Here is a 13967-nt window from a genome sequence, read left to right as displayed (position 1 = left end):
TGTGTATAAGAGACAGGCCCTGATGTGGGACGTGCACGTACTCGCCCGCGCGTACGGATGGCATGAGGACGAGGTCGTCGCACTCCCCGCCTCCCGCCGAGCGGCCTACGTCGGGCTGGTGCTGAATGACTGACTTCTTCGAACGCCTGCTCGCGCGGGCCCATGGCACGGCCCCATCCCTCACACCTCCAAGGCGCAACCGTCATGAACGTGCCGAGTCGGCCCCCGCACCGCAGCCACGGGGCGTACGGAGCGAACCCCGAATCACCGAGGGCACAGAGGCCGGGGCGCACCCCCCGGCTCCGCGAACCCGAGCGAAACCGACGGCCCATCGAGCGCCGCATGCCCGACCGGTCCCATGGCCGGACACACGACTCGACTCCTCGCCCGCGCCCCATGCCGAATGGCCACCGGATGCGGTCGAGTCCGTGCCACCCTCCTCCAGCCAACGGCCGCCGGTCCCTGCGACTGTCCGTCCACCATCGGACGCTCCCGGGGCCGCGGCCTGCGGGCCGCGGCCTGCGGCCGACGCGTCCGTACCGCCCCCATCAGCGCCAACGGCACCCGGCCGGGCGCCCTCCTCCCCGCCTCGAACCCCGTCACCCTCTCTGCCCGCAGCCCCGCTGCCGACAGCGACACCGAGCCGGATTGCGGCGCCGCAGCAAACGTCATCGCCAGCGCCTAGCCCGACAACGACGGCGACACCAGCACCAGCACCAACGACCCACGTAGGACCATCCCCGCGGCCTTTGCTGAACCGGCTTGCGGAAGGTCCCCCGCGACAGTCGTCAGCCTCCATCGCTCCGGAGTGGGCGCCCGCCGGCCCGGTCGTCGTACGCGTGCGTATCGGTCACCTGGAAGTACGTGCCGATCAACCCGCGCCGCCTCCCGTCCCGGCACCGCCGCCCACCCCCGAGGTCGCACGATCGACCCTGGACACCTATCTCGAACGAACACGGCGTCGGTGATGGGCAATCACCTGGCGCTCGCGGGCGTGACAGCCACCATCGTCCAGTTGCTGGACGAAGTGGTGAGCCGCGACCTGCCCGGAGCCAACGCACTGGGGGGACGACCGGACGCGGCCTCCGCCACGGATTCACCACCCCGGGTGTTGGTGTTCCTCTACCGGGTCGAGCCCAACGCGACATGGCGCAACGAAGACCTGCCGACGCGTACCACCGACGGCGAGCTGCGACGACGACCGCAGGCCGCGCTCACTCTGTACTACCTCCTGACGTTCATCGGGGACGAGGCCGAGTACGAGCCGCAGCGCATGCTCGGCAGTGCCGCGGGCGTGCTGTACTTCCATCCATTGCTGACGCGCGCCGAAATCGAGCAGATGGTCGCCGCCTCGGTGTCGCAAGACGTGAACCATCCACTCGCGCAGGTCGATCTGGCGTCCCAGCCCGATCTGGTACGGATCACGCCCCTCGACCTCAGCCTCGACGAACTTTCGAGCCTGTGGTCGTCGTTCTTTCAGGTGGACTACCGGCTGTCCGTGGCCTATCGGGCCGAAACCGTGCTGATCACACCGCCGTCGACCCCGGTGACCCCCTTGCCGGTACGGGAGCGGCATCTGGCTCTGTCGACCGTGCGCAGGCCGGTCTTGCGCCAGGTGAACGCATCGCCGGATGCCGCCGCTCCGATCTTCGCCGGGAGTGCCGTGACCCTCGCCGGCACCGACCTGACCGGCGACGAGGTGACCGTAGTCCGCTTCGGTGAGTCCGAGGTGGCGTCGTCGACCGCGACACCGCTACGGCTTGAGGCCACCGTTCCCTCCTCGATTGCCGCGGGGGCCGTACCCGTCATGGTGGAGCACCGGCGGCTCGCCGGCGCACCCCGCACACTTCGACCGGCCGGCCAGTCGAATGTCGTTCCCATCGTCGTACGCCCTCGGATCCGCCGGACGGCCGACACGTATCAGGTCTCGGTCACCGGTCTCGGCACCGGACCGACCGGGGGCCACAGCGGAACGCTCAAGGCAACCGTGGACCCGGCGGTAAAGGCCGGGCAAGAGGTGTCCGTCCTGTTGGACCCGATCGGTGGCGAACACGGCTTCGCGTTCTTCGACGACCGCCGAAAGGCTCCTGGCACCCCCGCCGAGACCCATGACCTCGCCATCGCGTTCAGCGGACTGCCCGCCGGCGACTACGTCGTCCGCGTGGTCGTTGACGGCGCGCAGAGTCCACTCGACACGGCCGCCTCCGGTACGTACGCGGAACCCCGGGTGAGTGTGCCATGACCCCTGCATCTCTGTGGACCGCCCAGAACCAGCGCTGCACCGCGCTGCTCGTGCGACGCGTGGCAAGACTGCTGGCCGACGGTCCGGACGCCGATGTCACCGCGATCGATGCCGAACTGTCCGATGTCACGGGCGAGATGGCCCGGCCTTCGGCCATGGCGACGTTGCGCGCGGCGTTCGGGCTGAGCGGCTTCGAGAGTGACGTGGTGATGATGTGCACGGCCCTCGAACTCGACTCCGACGTACGGCATGCGCTGACACAGTCGAGTGACGGTGCACAGGGCGGCGCTGTGACCTTCGGACTCGCGCTGGCTGTCCTGCCGGACCCGCATTGGAGCGCGCTGACCCCCCAAGCTCCGCTCCGCCGCTGGGAACTGGTCGAACTGGGTGCAGGGCCCGGACAGCAGCTGACGACCCGGCCCGTCGTGCTCGCCGAACGCGTCCTGCACGCACAGGTCGGGGTGCGCTACCTGGACGAGGCGACCGGGCTGCGCACTCCGACGGCCGGACCTGACCTCACGGCCGGACAGACCGAGGTCGCGGAGCAGGCGGCCGCGGCCCTGGTGGGGGCAGCATCCGGCGGCGTACCGCCGGTCGTCCAACTCCTCGGCCGCTCAGGGGACACGGCGTCCGCCGTCGCCGCCGCAGCAGCACGCGGCCTGGGGCTGACCGCGGCCGTGCTCGACGCCACCGACGTGCCCGGTGACGGCGCGGAGCGGGCCATGCTCGCCCGCAGGCTCGAGCGGGAGGCCGCGCTCGCCGGCGTGCTCGTCGTCATCGCTGCTCACGGCATCGACGCGGCCGGTGCACCGGGGCGGACCGCCGGCCGGCTGGTTGACGAGCTGTCAGGACCTCTGGTCGTCCTGGCGCGGTCCCCTCTGGCGACCGTCCGCGGCGATATGAGGCTCGCGATACCGGACGCGACCGCGCAGGAACGGCTGCGTACCTGGTCGGAAGTCCTGGGCCGGGCCGGGGCGGCCCTGGACGGCCACGTAGCACGTGCGGCCGAGCTCTTCGATCTCGACCCGTCCGCCATTCGTGCCACCGCCGCCGAGTTCGCCGTCCAGCCGGAGCGGGACAGCTCGCGTTTCTGGCAGCTCGTCCGCGAACGGGCCCGGCCCCGGCTCGACCACCTGACCAACCGGGTACAGCCAGGAGCGAGCTGGGACCTGCTGGTGTTGCCGGACACGCAGTTGACCCTTGTCCGCGACCTCGCGGCACAGGTACGGGTCCGGGCGAAAGTGCACGGTGATTGGGGCTTCGACGCGGGCGGCGGCCGTGGCGCCGGGATCTCGGCCCTGTTCACCGGCCCGAGCGGGACGGGCAAGACGATGACGGCCGAAGTCATCGCCGCCGAGCTCGGCCTCGATCTCTACCGCATCGACCTCAGCCGGGTCGTCAGCAAGTACATCGGCGAGACGGAGAAGAATCTCGGCAGTGTCTTCGACGAGGCCGAGGGCGCCGGGGCGATCCTTCTGTTCGACGAGGCCGACGCCCTCTTCGGTCGACGCAGCGAGGTGCGCGACAGTCATGATCGCTACGCCAACCTCGAGGTCAGCTACCTGCTGCAACGCATGGAGTCCTATGACGGCCTGGCCATCCTGACCACGAACCAGCGCGAAGCCCTGGACCCCGCGTTCCTGCGCCGACTGCGCTTCGTCGTCCCCTTCCCTTTCCCGGACGAATCCGCCCGCGCCCGGATCTGGCGCCGGATCTTCCCGGCGTCCGTCCCCGCGGACGGCCTGGACTTCGACCGTCTCGGGCAACTCAACGTCGCCGGCGGCAACATCCGCACGATGGCTCTCAACGCCACCTTCTACGCCGCTGCCGAGGGCACATCCGTCAAGATGGCCCACTGCCTGCGTGCCGCCCGCGCCGAGTTCGCCAAACTCGACCGCCCGCTGCCGGAAGCGCAGGTGCGCGGATGGACCTGACGTCTCTGTCGGCTGTCGAGCTGACGATCGACCGCGTTACGGTCGAAGGCTTTGGGCGCCGCGACAGCGCCACCCTTCGCAGGGGCATCGAGCGTCACTTCTCCACTCTCGTCGAGGAGAAGGGGTTGCCGGACGGCTTGCCCTCGATGGCACGCGACCGTCGCAATGTCGTCATCGATCTCGTCTGGGACGGCCGCGACGACGAGGGGCTCTCGCGCGTCCTGGCCGCCCGGATCTATGACGCGATCTCGGGAGGCGGTCGCGCGCGATGAGGACCGCCATCGATCATCCAAGCCGCCGAGGCGCACCGCAGGCCCGCCGCACGGTCACAGCACGCGCCCGGGCCGTCGCACCCGTGCTGCCCACGCCCGCTTCCGAGCGGGTTCCGCTGCCCCACCGCACAAGGCTCGAAGAGCGCTTCGCCCGGCCACTGGACACGATTCCCGTCTACAGCGGCCCGCAGGTGTCCGCGGCACTCGATGTCTACGACGCGCTCGCGGCGGCGCAGGACGGACGCGTCTTCCTCGCCCGACCCACCTCGGCGCTTCAAGTAGTCGCGCACGAGGTCGTCCACGCCCTGCAGTCGCCGGTGGTCGGCCGCGCTCCCACCGTGGTGGAAGCGGCGGACTCGCGCGCCGAACGGGAGGCCGTGCGGATCGCCGAAGCGGTGGCCTCGCCGCACGGCGCTTCGGAGTCGGTCTCGGTCGACGAAGGGCTGCCCCGGCATGCGGTGGCACTGCTGCGCAGGGCACCGTCGGGCAACGAGGCAGTCCCGATTCCTGCGACCGCTGTGCCCTCGGTACCGCCGAAAACGGAAGCCGAAACAGAGCAGCCGCCGCCGAAGCCCGCCGGCACTGCCGCGTCACCCCTGAGTGCGCCGGACACGGTCACCCCCGCCGCCCCTCGGACGGTTCCGGGCCGATCGTCGCTCACGCCGACAGTCATCCCACAGGAGGCGCAGACAATAACGCCGCCGAGCGGGGACCGAGCTGCCGTCGCGGGCGCGCGGGCCGAGACCACTTCGGCCGGGCAGTTGCTGCGGACGTTCTCCACCGCACCCCCCACCGTGAAAGCCCGGCTGTCGACCACGCTGACCGACCAGGTCGCGAAGCTCGCCGATGACGAAGCACAGTCGGTGCAGTCCGAAGTACCCGACCTGCACGCCTGGCTGAGCGGGGCGCCGGCGCCCGAGGGGCCCAGGGTGGTCGAGGTGCCGGCGGCCCGGCCGGTCGATGTCGCTCCGGTCCCGGCCGTGCCCACACCGCAACCCCGGGTCCAGACTCCGCCACCGATGGACGCCTATCGACCGCCGCAGGACGTGTCGGCCGCGTTCAACCGCCTGGGAACCGCCGGACCCGCAGCGGTGGCCTCCCAGGTCGAAGCATCCTTGAGCGCCACACCGACCAGCGATCCGGCGCTGCCGCGTTCACCGGGTCCCGTGCCATCACTGCCGCTCACCGGGGCGAACGATCCGGCGCTGATCGCTGCGGCGCAGGCGACGGCACAGGACGAGGCGGCCACCGCCCGCGAAGAGGCGGCCCACGCCGTCGTGGCGGGCCCCGGGCCGGAGCGCGCCCAACCGACGCCGCTCGACGAGGCGTGCCCAGTCGGCGAGCTGGCGGTGCAACCGGTGGCCACCCCCCTGGTGAGCGCGGCACAGGCATCCACGGCGGACGGCCCGGAGGCGTACCTGTCCATGGGACTGCCGCCAGAAGTGCAAGCCTCGTTCGACTTGCAGCAGCAAGCGGCGATGCAGCAGTCGACCGTCGGAGTCGCCGAGCAGGCGGAGCAGGCGGCCAAGGTGCGAGACGAGGCCAGGCAGACGGCCGTGTCCGACGCGGAAGCGGGCGCCGCGCAGCTCAATGAGGCGGCGAACACGCAGCAGACCGCGGCCGTGACGACGGCCCGGAGCGACATCCAGGCCGCCCGCCAGGACACGCTGGACAAGCAGCAGGGCGAGGTCGACCGAGTGGCGGCCGACGCCCGGGTCCAGCGGAACGCCGCCGAGGACCAGATACAAATACGGGTCGCCGAGGACCAGCGAAAGATCGACGCCTCCTACGCGGACGCGCAGACGCAGATCGACATGAAGGTGGCCGAGGGCGAGCGGAGGGCTACCGAGGAGAAGGCCCGGGCCGAGCAAGCGGCCGACGAGGAGAGTTGGTGGGACCAGGCCGTCAGCTTCGTCAAGGCCGCCTTTGACGCGCTCGCGACCGTGATCGGCGTGATCTTCGATGAAGTGAGGAGGGCGGTGAACGCCGTCCTCAACGCCGTGAAGGCGGCGGTGCTCGCACTCATCGACGCGGCGGCGGCGTTCCTGAAGGGTGCCATCGCCGCCTTCGCCACGCTGCTCAAGGCCGGGGTGGAGGGGCTGCTGGGGCGGGTCTTCCCCGAATTAGCAAAGGCGTTGACCCGACGCATCGACGCGGCGGCGGCCCTCGTGACACGCACGGTGAACACTCTCGCCGACAGGCTCAAGGCCGGTATCACCGCGCTGGCGGAGAAACTGCGTGCCGCGCTCGTGGCAGCGATCAACGCCTGTCAGGGCTCGATCACCCTGGCGCTCAGCGTCGTCGGTGCGGCGATCAGCGGAGACTGGGGGGCACTGGCGCGCAAGGTGCTCGAGGCCCTGCTGGCAATCGTCGGGGTGGCGCCGGAGACGTTCTACGCGTTCGTCGGCCGGGCGCAGGAGACCTGGCAGATCATCATCGCCTCCCCCCGCGCCTTCCTCGGTCATGTCGTCGACGCGGTGATCGGCGGCGTGCGGCGGTTCGCCGGCAACATCGGCACGCACCTCCAGGCGGGCATCGTCGGCTGGCTCACCGGTGCGCTCGGCGGTGCCGGGATCACGCCGCCGCAGACGTTCGACCTGATGGGCGTCCTCGACCTGGCCCGGCAGGTCCTCGGCCTCACCTGGGACGCGCTGCGCGCCAAGGCCGCCAAACTCGTCGGCGAGAAGAACGTACAACGCCTCGAAATCGTCTACGACTTCATCAAGACCCTCGTCACCGAGGGGTGGCCCGCTCTCTGGGCCAAGATCATGGATTCGGTGGCGACCGTCCGGGACACCGTCTTCAACGCCATCAAGGAATTCCTCGTCCAACGTGTCGTGATGGCGGCGATCACCAAACTGGCCTCGCTGTTCTCGCCGGTCGGTGCGATCGTGCAGCTCGTCATCACCCTGTGGAACCTCTATACGTTCCTGCGCGACCAGCTCCGTCGTATCGGCGAGGTGGTCGTGGCCGTGGTCAACACCATCGGGGACATCGCCCGCGGCGCTCTCGACACAGCCGTCACCGCCGTGGAAGGCGTGCTGGCCCGGCTCCTCCCCATCGCCATCGATCTCCTCGCCCGCCTCCTCGGCCTCGGCAATGTCGGCGACAAGGTCCGCGAGATCATCGAAAAGATCCGTGCGATGGTCGATCGCGGCATCGACGCCGTCATTCAACGTGTCGCGGCTGTCTTCCGCGGCGACCGGGGCGGCGCCGAGCAACCCGCCGCGAAGGGGCCGAAGAGCCCGACCGTCAAGCGGGACGCGTTGGCCGAGGCCGAGCGCAGACTGAAGAGTGCATCGCTGTCCGACGCCGAGCGGGTCGCCGCGATCATCACGACCGTCTACACCGCGTTCCGGCCGCACGGGCTGACCTCGCTGCGCTTTCACGTCACCGACGAGAAGACCCTGGCCGGTCAGCTCACCGCCACCGCCAGCGAGCCGGAGCGCAGGAAGATCGACTGGGCACAGATCTTCGGTACAGGCGACGACGAGATCCGTCAGCTCTTCGCGATCCACCCGCGCAACGAAACACACGCGGCGATCGCCTTCAACGGCAAACGCCACGGCGAGATCAGACTGAGCAAGGACGGCAGGCACGCCGAGGTGAACCTGCTCAACGCCTACTGGCGGCCGGTACTTGACCTCGCCAAGGAACAGATCGAGACAGACCCGAACGCCAGGCCGGAAATCGCGATCGCCATCAACCGGGCCCCCTGCCGCCTCTGCTCGTCGTTGCTCGTCGGAGATCTGAACGCGGTCGAAGGCAGGATCAAGTCCCGTGTTCGTTTCATTCTCGCGCCGAGCGGCGACTACACGCCGTCGATACCTGTTCCGCCGGAAAGGCTCAAGACGGAGCGGACAAAGCTGAAGTTCATGGCCGAGAGGCTCGGCAGGGCGGTCAATCCGTTCATCAAGGAATGGCTGAGCAGGACAGATCCCACTGACGACGCGACGACCATGGCCGACCTCACCAAGCTCGTCGGCGCCGGCTGGGATCTCCACTTGCTCAACGCGAAGGCAGGAGCGCCGTTGACGACCGCGGAGCTCGGTGTCGCTGAGGCCGCGCACAGGCTCGCGGTCACCGCCAAGGCCAAAGCAGGCACCGCCGGAAAGGAGGGGTGATGACGTCGAGTCCGATGGCGCCGCCGGTCTTCAAGGGGGCGCTGGTCTCGGCCGACAGGTTGCGGCCGGGGTCGAGCGTCGTGGTGTTCCAGTACAACCCGGAGACACTGACCCGCACGCTCGCGGCCCGTACGACCGGTGGGGAGAGTGGTGCGGGGCCGTTGCGGTTGGCGGGGCCACCGGACGAGACGATCAAGCTGAGTGTCGAGATCGACGCGACCGATCAGCTGGAACGCGGCGATCCGCTGACCAAGTCCGTAGGGATAGCACCTGCGCTGGCACGGCTCGAACTGCTGCTTTATCCGGCGTCTGCGGCCGTCATCGCCAACGAGGCGCTGGCACAGGCCGGGGTCATCGAGATCCTCCCGAGCCAAGCGCCGCTCACCCTTCTCATCTGGGGCGCGCGCCGCATCCTCCCGGTACGGGTGGCGGAGTTCTCCCTCACCGAGGAGGCGTTCGACCTGTACCTCAACCCGATCCGGGCGAAGGTCGACCTCGGGCTGAAGGTCACCACGTATGGCGACGTGGGGCTGGCCAGCGCTGCGGGCGCCCTCTCGATGGCTGCGCACGTGGGGCGCGAGGTGCTCGCAGGACTGGGAGGTTGACCATGGCGTACGAACCCGACAGCCGCTACCACGGCCTGGAGACCGCGCACCTCGTCGTACGGGATGCCGACGGCACTCGGCGCACGATCGCCTACACACGCCGCCGGGTGATCCCCTCGTACGAGGAGCAGCCGACCCTGGCCGTGCATCGGGTGAGTGCGGGCGAACGACTCGATGTGCTCACGGCCCGCTACGCGGGCGACCCGACGCTGTACTGGATGATCTGCGACGCCAACGCCGTACTCGATCCCGCCGAACTCGAGGCGGTCGGCAGGGTCGTGCGGATCGCGATGGCGAGGGGGTGAGGCGAGAGATGGACGACCTCGGCATACGCCTGATCCTCTGGCTGGGGAAGATCGTCCCACTGCCCGCTCCCCCTTCCGTACTCGAGGCTCTCGCCTCGGTGGAAGTCACCGCGGACCGCGACAAGGGCAACGGGCTGCAGTTGGTGTTCTCGCTGGTCAAGGACCAGACGCTCGACTTCCCTTTGCTGCGGGAGCCGCTGTTCACGCCGGGACACAGGATCATCGTCGGGGTACTCATGGGGATCGTTCCGGAGGTACTGCTCGACGGGGTCATCATGCACCAGCAGGTCTCCGGCGGCACTCTCACGATCACCGGGCAGGACATCGCAGGCGGCGCGATGAATCTGGAGGAGAAGGACGCGGGGTTCGAGAACCAGCCGGACTCGGTGATCGCGATGCGAATCATCTCGGGATATCCGCAGTTCGGCCTTCTCCCGGCCGTCACACCGACCACCGACGTGCCGCTCGCCGTGGAACGCGTCCCGCGCCAGCACGAGACGGACATCGCCTTCCTGGAGCGCCTCGCCGAACGCAACGGTTTCGTCTTTTACATCGAACCGCTGACGCTGGGGGTCAACAGCGCCTACTGGGGCCCCGAGAACCGGCTCGGGCTGCCGCAGCCCGCTCTGACCAAGGACATGGGGACGATGTCGAACGTCAAGTCCCTCTCGTTCTCCTTCGACGCCCTCGAACCGGTAGCGCCCCAGGGTGTGTTCATCGATCCGGTCTTCAAGCTGAGCATCCCGATCCCGTCCCTGCCCTCACTGAAGATCCCGCCGTTGGCCTCGTCCCCCGCCCCTGCCCTGCGGACCTCGACCCTGCGAACGACCGCGAACAAGGGCCCGACGACCGCAGCCACGGAACTCCGCGCGGCGGCCACCAACCCCCCGAACGCCGTGTCGGGCGACGGCGAACTCGACACCGCGGCCTACGGACACGTGCTGCGCCCACGACGCCTGGTCGGCGTCCGCGGCTGCGGCCGGTCCCTCGACGGCCTCTACACGGTCGACTCAGTGACCCACAAGCTCTCGCCCGGCGAGTACACCCAGGGCTTCAGGCTCAGCCGCGAAGGCCTGGGAACGACGACCCCGGTGGTGCCGACATGAGCGACGAGAAGGCTTTCTACGGGAAGTATCGGGGGGTCGTGACCGACACCGACGACCCGCTGATGCAAGGGCGGATCATGGCGCGGGTACCTGAGGTGTGGGGCAGCGGGGAAAGCTGGGCCCTGCCGTGCGTGCCGTTCGCCGGTAACGGGATGGGGTTCTTCGGCCTCCCCGACACGGGGGCGGGGGTGTGGATCGAGTTCGAGCACGGTGACCCCGACCACCCCATCTGGACGGGCGCGTGCTGGGGGTCCACGGCCGAGGTGCCGAGCCCGGTGCTTACCCCGCCGCAGTCGGGCAAGGTGCTGCTGCTCACGTCGAACGGCACGAGTCTGTTGCTGGACGACACCCCGGGCACGGGCGGCATCACCTTGCAGACGTCGACCGGCCAGAAGATCGTCCTGTCGTCGACCGGGATCGAGATCGACAGCGGCGCCGGTGCGAAGATCAGCCTCAAGGGCCCCAAGGTGTCGGTCAACGACGGTGCTCTGGAGGTGACCTGAATGCCTGGAAGCCTCCTCGACACCTCGGCGTCGGTGTTGTGCACGCACGGCGGCCAGGCATCGGCCACCATGCCGAGCCCGCGCGTACAGGTCGGCGGCAACCCGATCACGACGACGAGCGCCCCCCACAGTGTGTCCGGCTGCCCCTTCAACGCCGGAGGCTCCCCGATGCCGTGCGTGGTCGCGCAGTGGACCGTCGGCGCGGTCCGGGTGAAGTCGATGGGCGCTCCGGTGCTGCTGCAGGACAGCCAGGCGACCTGTGCGCCGAACGGGACTCCGGTCACGGTCAGCGTCACCCAGGCCCGGGTGAAAGGGGTGTGACGATGGTTTACCTCGCTCATCCCTTCGGCGTCGGCGGCGACGGCCGCACCGCCACGAGTGGCGTCACCGATCATGTGCGCGACCTGGTCGAGCAGGTGCTCGCCACCGCGCCGGGCGAGCGCGTCAACCGGCCGGACTTCGGATCCGGGCTGCTCAGCCTGGTGTTCGAGCCCCATGACGACGCGCTGGCGGCAGCCGGACGGGCCCAGGTCGAGGGTGCGCTCCACCGGTGGCTCGGCGAGGTGATCCAGCTGGAGGCCGTGACCGTCCAGTCCATCGAGTCGACCCTTGAGGTGCAGGTCAGGTACGTGATCCGGGCCACCGGTGAGCGTACGGCGACGACGTTCCGTGGGCCGGTGACGTGATGGGGTGTCTGGACTGCTACGAGAACGGCCGCCGCGAGGTCGTCCGGCGCGGCACCGCGTCCAACGGGATCGACTACCTGGAGGTGCGCGACGGTCCTGACGTCCCCGAGGCCGACCGGCAGCGCGTGCTCGACGTCCACTTCCTGCGTGCTCCGTCCGCCGAGCTGAAGTCCGCGCTCGCCCCGGACGGTGTCACGGTCACCGGAGGCGTGCGCATCACCGCGGTGCGCGTGCTCAGCCTCTCGTGGACGGGCGAGGTCCTCGCCGTACGGGTAGATCGGCCGGGTGACTTCTCCGACTACACCCTGCGTCTGCGGAAGCGCTCGGGGCAGGTTCTCCCCGGGATGGACGAACGGCTCAGCGAGATCGTCTTCTCCTTCATGGTCGACTGTCCTTCGGACTTCGACTGCGGCCGCTGCCAGGACGACCGCGGGCAGACCGCTCCCTCGCCCGAGCCACCCGAGATCGATTATCTGACCCGCGACTACGCCGGGTTCCGCCGGCTCATGCTCGATCGGCTCTCGGTGCTCGCGCCCGAGCTGCGCGAACGCAACGCCGCCGACCTCGCCGTCGTCATCGTCGAGGCACTCGCCTACAGCGCGGACCAGCAGAGCTACCGTCTCGACGCGGTCGGCATGGAGGCGAGTCTGGCCTCGGCACGGTTGCGTACCTCCGCGCGCCGCCATGCCCGGCTTGTCGCGCACCGCCCGCACGACGGCAGCAACGCGCGCACGTGGGTGGCAATCCGGGCGGCCGCGGGGCAGTCGGGCGTCCGTGTTCCGGCCGGGACACAGCTGCTCACCCGGGTCCCCTGGCTGGGCCCGACCGTGGAACACGGCTCGGCTGCCTACCGGGAGGCACTGGGCCAGGGCCCGGTCGTCTTCGAGACGATGCACGACGCAGTCGTGTCCGAAGGCCGCAACAAGATGCGGTTGTACACGTGGGGCGACGAGGCGTGCTGCCTGGTGGCCGGAGCGACATCGGCGACCGTGCTCGGCCATCCGCCGCTCGCCCGCGGGGACATGGTCGTCTTCGTCGAACGGCTCGGCCCCCGTACCGGCGAGGCAGCCGACGCCGACCCCGCGCACCGGCACGCCGTACGGCTCACCTCGGTGGCCGCGACCACCGACCCCCTGGGCGGTCAGTTCCACGCCCGCCCCACGACCGCTTCGGTCGACATCACCGAGATCGCCTGGGCCGCCGAGGACGCCATTCCGTTCTCCGTCTGCCTGTCGGCGCGCACAGCCGACCGGCTGCTGCACGACATCAGCGTGCTATGGGGGAACGTGGTGCTCGCCGACCACGGGCGCACCCTCACAGCGCCGGACATCGCGATCGTGCCCGCCCACGATCCGCGACTCGCACTGCCCGCGGCCGGCGGTTCGCGCCGCACCCCCGCACAGCCGCGTGCACGGCCCGCCCGATTCACCCTGCCCGTGCCGGAACCCGACGTGACGATGGTCGGCACGCTCGGGCGGGCTCTGCCCGGAAGCGACCCACGGGCCGTCGCCCGCTTCGACCCGGGGGCTTCGGCCGCGTCCGCGATGACGGGCGACCCTCGCCATGTCCTTCCCGCTGTCCGACTGGACGACGGCGACGGCCGCCCGTGGCATCCGGTACGGGACCTCCTCGGCAGTGACGCGTTCGCCCGCGAATTCGTCGTGGAGGTGACGTCCGACGCCACGGCCACCTGTCGTTTCGGGACGGACGGCTACGGCCTGCGGCCACGGGCCGGGACCGTGTTCGACCTGACCTGGCGGCGCGGCAGCGGACCGGCCGGCAATATCGGCGGCGACGCCCTCGCCCATGTCGTGACCACCGACCCCGGGATCACCGGCGTCACCAACCCCCTGCCCGCGCACGGGGGCACGGCCCCCGACAGCATCACCCGTACGCGGCAGGACGCCCCGGCCGCGTTCCTCCTCCCCGAACGGGCCGTGACCGCCGAGGACTACGCGCGGATGGCGGCACGCCACCCCCAGGTACAACGCGCCGTCTCGACACAGCGCTACACGGGCTCCTGGTACACGGTCTTCCTCACCGTGGACCGCGCGGGCGGGGCACCGGTCGACGACGCCTTCGCCGCCGACCTGCGGGCATTCCTGGAGAAATACCGGATGGCCGGTGACGACCTGCAGATCGACGGTCCGCGCTTCGTTCCGCTCGACGTCGGCCTGCGGATCTGCGTAC

At 70.0% G+C, this 13967-nt stretch carries 10 protein-coding genes and 2 pseudogenes; all 12 read left to right on the top strand.

The genetic code is table 11. The features are described 5' to 3' along the window. Positions 1-967 precede the first annotated feature (967 nt). Entirely contained in the window at positions 968-2242 is a 1275-nt protein-coding gene (locus ACQKIP_RS23495; RefSeq protein WP_365853936.1) for a DUF4255 domain-containing protein, read from the top strand. After that, entirely contained in the window at positions 2239-4176 is a 1938-nt protein-coding gene (locus tag ACQKIP_RS23490; protein ID WP_365853938.1) for an ATP-binding protein, read from the top strand. The genes ACQKIP_RS23495 and ACQKIP_RS23490 overlap by 4 nt, the downstream gene beginning before the upstream one ends. After that, entirely contained in the window at positions 4167-4448 is a 282-nt protein-coding gene (locus tag ACQKIP_RS23485; RefSeq protein WP_365853940.1) for a hypothetical protein, read from the top strand. The genes ACQKIP_RS23490 and ACQKIP_RS23485 overlap by 10 nt, the downstream gene beginning before the upstream one ends. Beyond that, a pseudogene (locus ACQKIP_RS23480) lies at positions 4445-4750 on the top strand (eCIS core domain-containing protein); the annotation flags it as partial. The gene ACQKIP_RS23485 and the pseudogene ACQKIP_RS23480, both read left to right, overlap by 4 nt. Before the next feature lie 156 nt (positions 4751-4906). After that, a complete protein-coding gene (locus tag ACQKIP_RS23475) occupies positions 4907-8572 on the top strand; it encodes a hypothetical protein (RefSeq protein WP_365854756.1) in 3666 nt (1221 codons plus the stop codon). Then, a complete protein-coding gene (locus ACQKIP_RS23470; RefSeq protein ID WP_365853942.1) occupies positions 8572-9177 on the top strand; it encodes a hypothetical protein in 606 nt (201 codons plus the stop codon). The genes ACQKIP_RS23475 and ACQKIP_RS23470 overlap by 1 nt, the downstream gene beginning before the upstream one ends. A 2-nt stretch (positions 9178-9179) precedes the next feature. Then, a complete protein-coding gene (locus ACQKIP_RS23465) occupies positions 9180-9482 on the top strand; it encodes a hypothetical protein (RefSeq protein ID WP_365853944.1) in 303 nt (100 codons plus the stop codon). Between the two features lie 8 nt (positions 9483-9490). Further along, the gene (locus ACQKIP_RS23460; protein WP_365853946.1) at positions 9491-10588 is read left to right on the top strand and encodes a hypothetical protein; all 1098 of its coding nucleotides are present in this window, start codon (positions 9491-9493) and stop codon (positions 10586-10588) included. Beyond that, on the top strand, positions 10585-11091 hold the full coding sequence (locus ACQKIP_RS23455) for a phage baseplate assembly protein V (protein WP_365853948.1): 507 nt from the start codon (positions 10585-10587) through the stop codon (positions 11089-11091). The genes ACQKIP_RS23460 and ACQKIP_RS23455 overlap by 4 nt, the downstream gene beginning before the upstream one ends. After that, positions 11092-11412, top strand: coding sequence for a hypothetical protein (locus ACQKIP_RS23450; protein ID WP_365853949.1), 321 nt, complete (start codon positions 11092-11094; stop codon positions 11410-11412). 2 nt (positions 11413-11414) lie between these two features. Next, a complete protein-coding gene (locus ACQKIP_RS23445) occupies positions 11415-11777 on the top strand; it encodes a GPW/gp25 family protein (protein WP_365853951.1) in 363 nt (120 codons plus the stop codon). Continuing rightward, positions 11777-13967 (top strand): annotated as a pseudogene (locus tag ACQKIP_RS23440) (hypothetical protein); the annotation flags it as partial. The gene ACQKIP_RS23445 and the pseudogene ACQKIP_RS23440, both read left to right, overlap by 1 nt.

Source organism: Streptomyces sp. NPDC059900, assembly GCF_050270335.1.
GTDB lineage: Bacteria > Actinomycetota > Actinomycetes > Streptomycetales > Streptomycetaceae > Streptomyces.
This window is presented reverse-complemented; position numbering and strand designations above follow the sequence as displayed.

Bases quoted from the DNA above. Each gene is read 5' to 3' on its own strand.
- ACQKIP_RS23495 (WP_365853936.1), top strand. From the start codon at position 968: ATGGGCAATCACCTGGCGCTCGCGGGCGTGACAGCCACCATCGTCCAG.
- ACQKIP_RS23490 (WP_365853938.1), top strand. From the start codon at position 2,239: ATGACCCCTGCATCTCTGTGGACCGCCCAGAACCAGCGCTGCACCGCG.
- ACQKIP_RS23485 (WP_365853940.1), top strand. From the start codon at position 4,167: ATGGACCTGACGTCTCTGTCGGCTGTCGAGCTGACGATCGACCGCGTT.
- ACQKIP_RS23470 (WP_365853942.1), top strand. From the start codon at position 8,572: ATGACGTCGAGTCCGATGGCGCCGCCGGTCTTCAAGGGGGCGCTGGTC.
- ACQKIP_RS23465 (WP_365853944.1), top strand. From the start codon at position 9,180: ATGGCGTACGAACCCGACAGCCGCTACCACGGCCTGGAGACCGCGCAC.
- ACQKIP_RS23460 (WP_365853946.1), top strand. From the start codon at position 9,491: ATGGACGACCTCGGCATACGCCTGATCCTCTGGCTGGGGAAGATCGTC.
- ACQKIP_RS23455 (WP_365853948.1), top strand. From the start codon at position 10,585: ATGAGCGACGAGAAGGCTTTCTACGGGAAGTATCGGGGGGTCGTGACC.
- ACQKIP_RS23450 (WP_365853949.1), top strand. From the start codon at position 11,092: ATGCCTGGAAGCCTCCTCGACACCTCGGCGTCGGTGTTGTGCACGCAC.
- ACQKIP_RS23445 (WP_365853951.1), top strand. From the start codon at position 11,415: ATGGTTTACCTCGCTCATCCCTTCGGCGTCGGCGGCGACGGCCGCACC.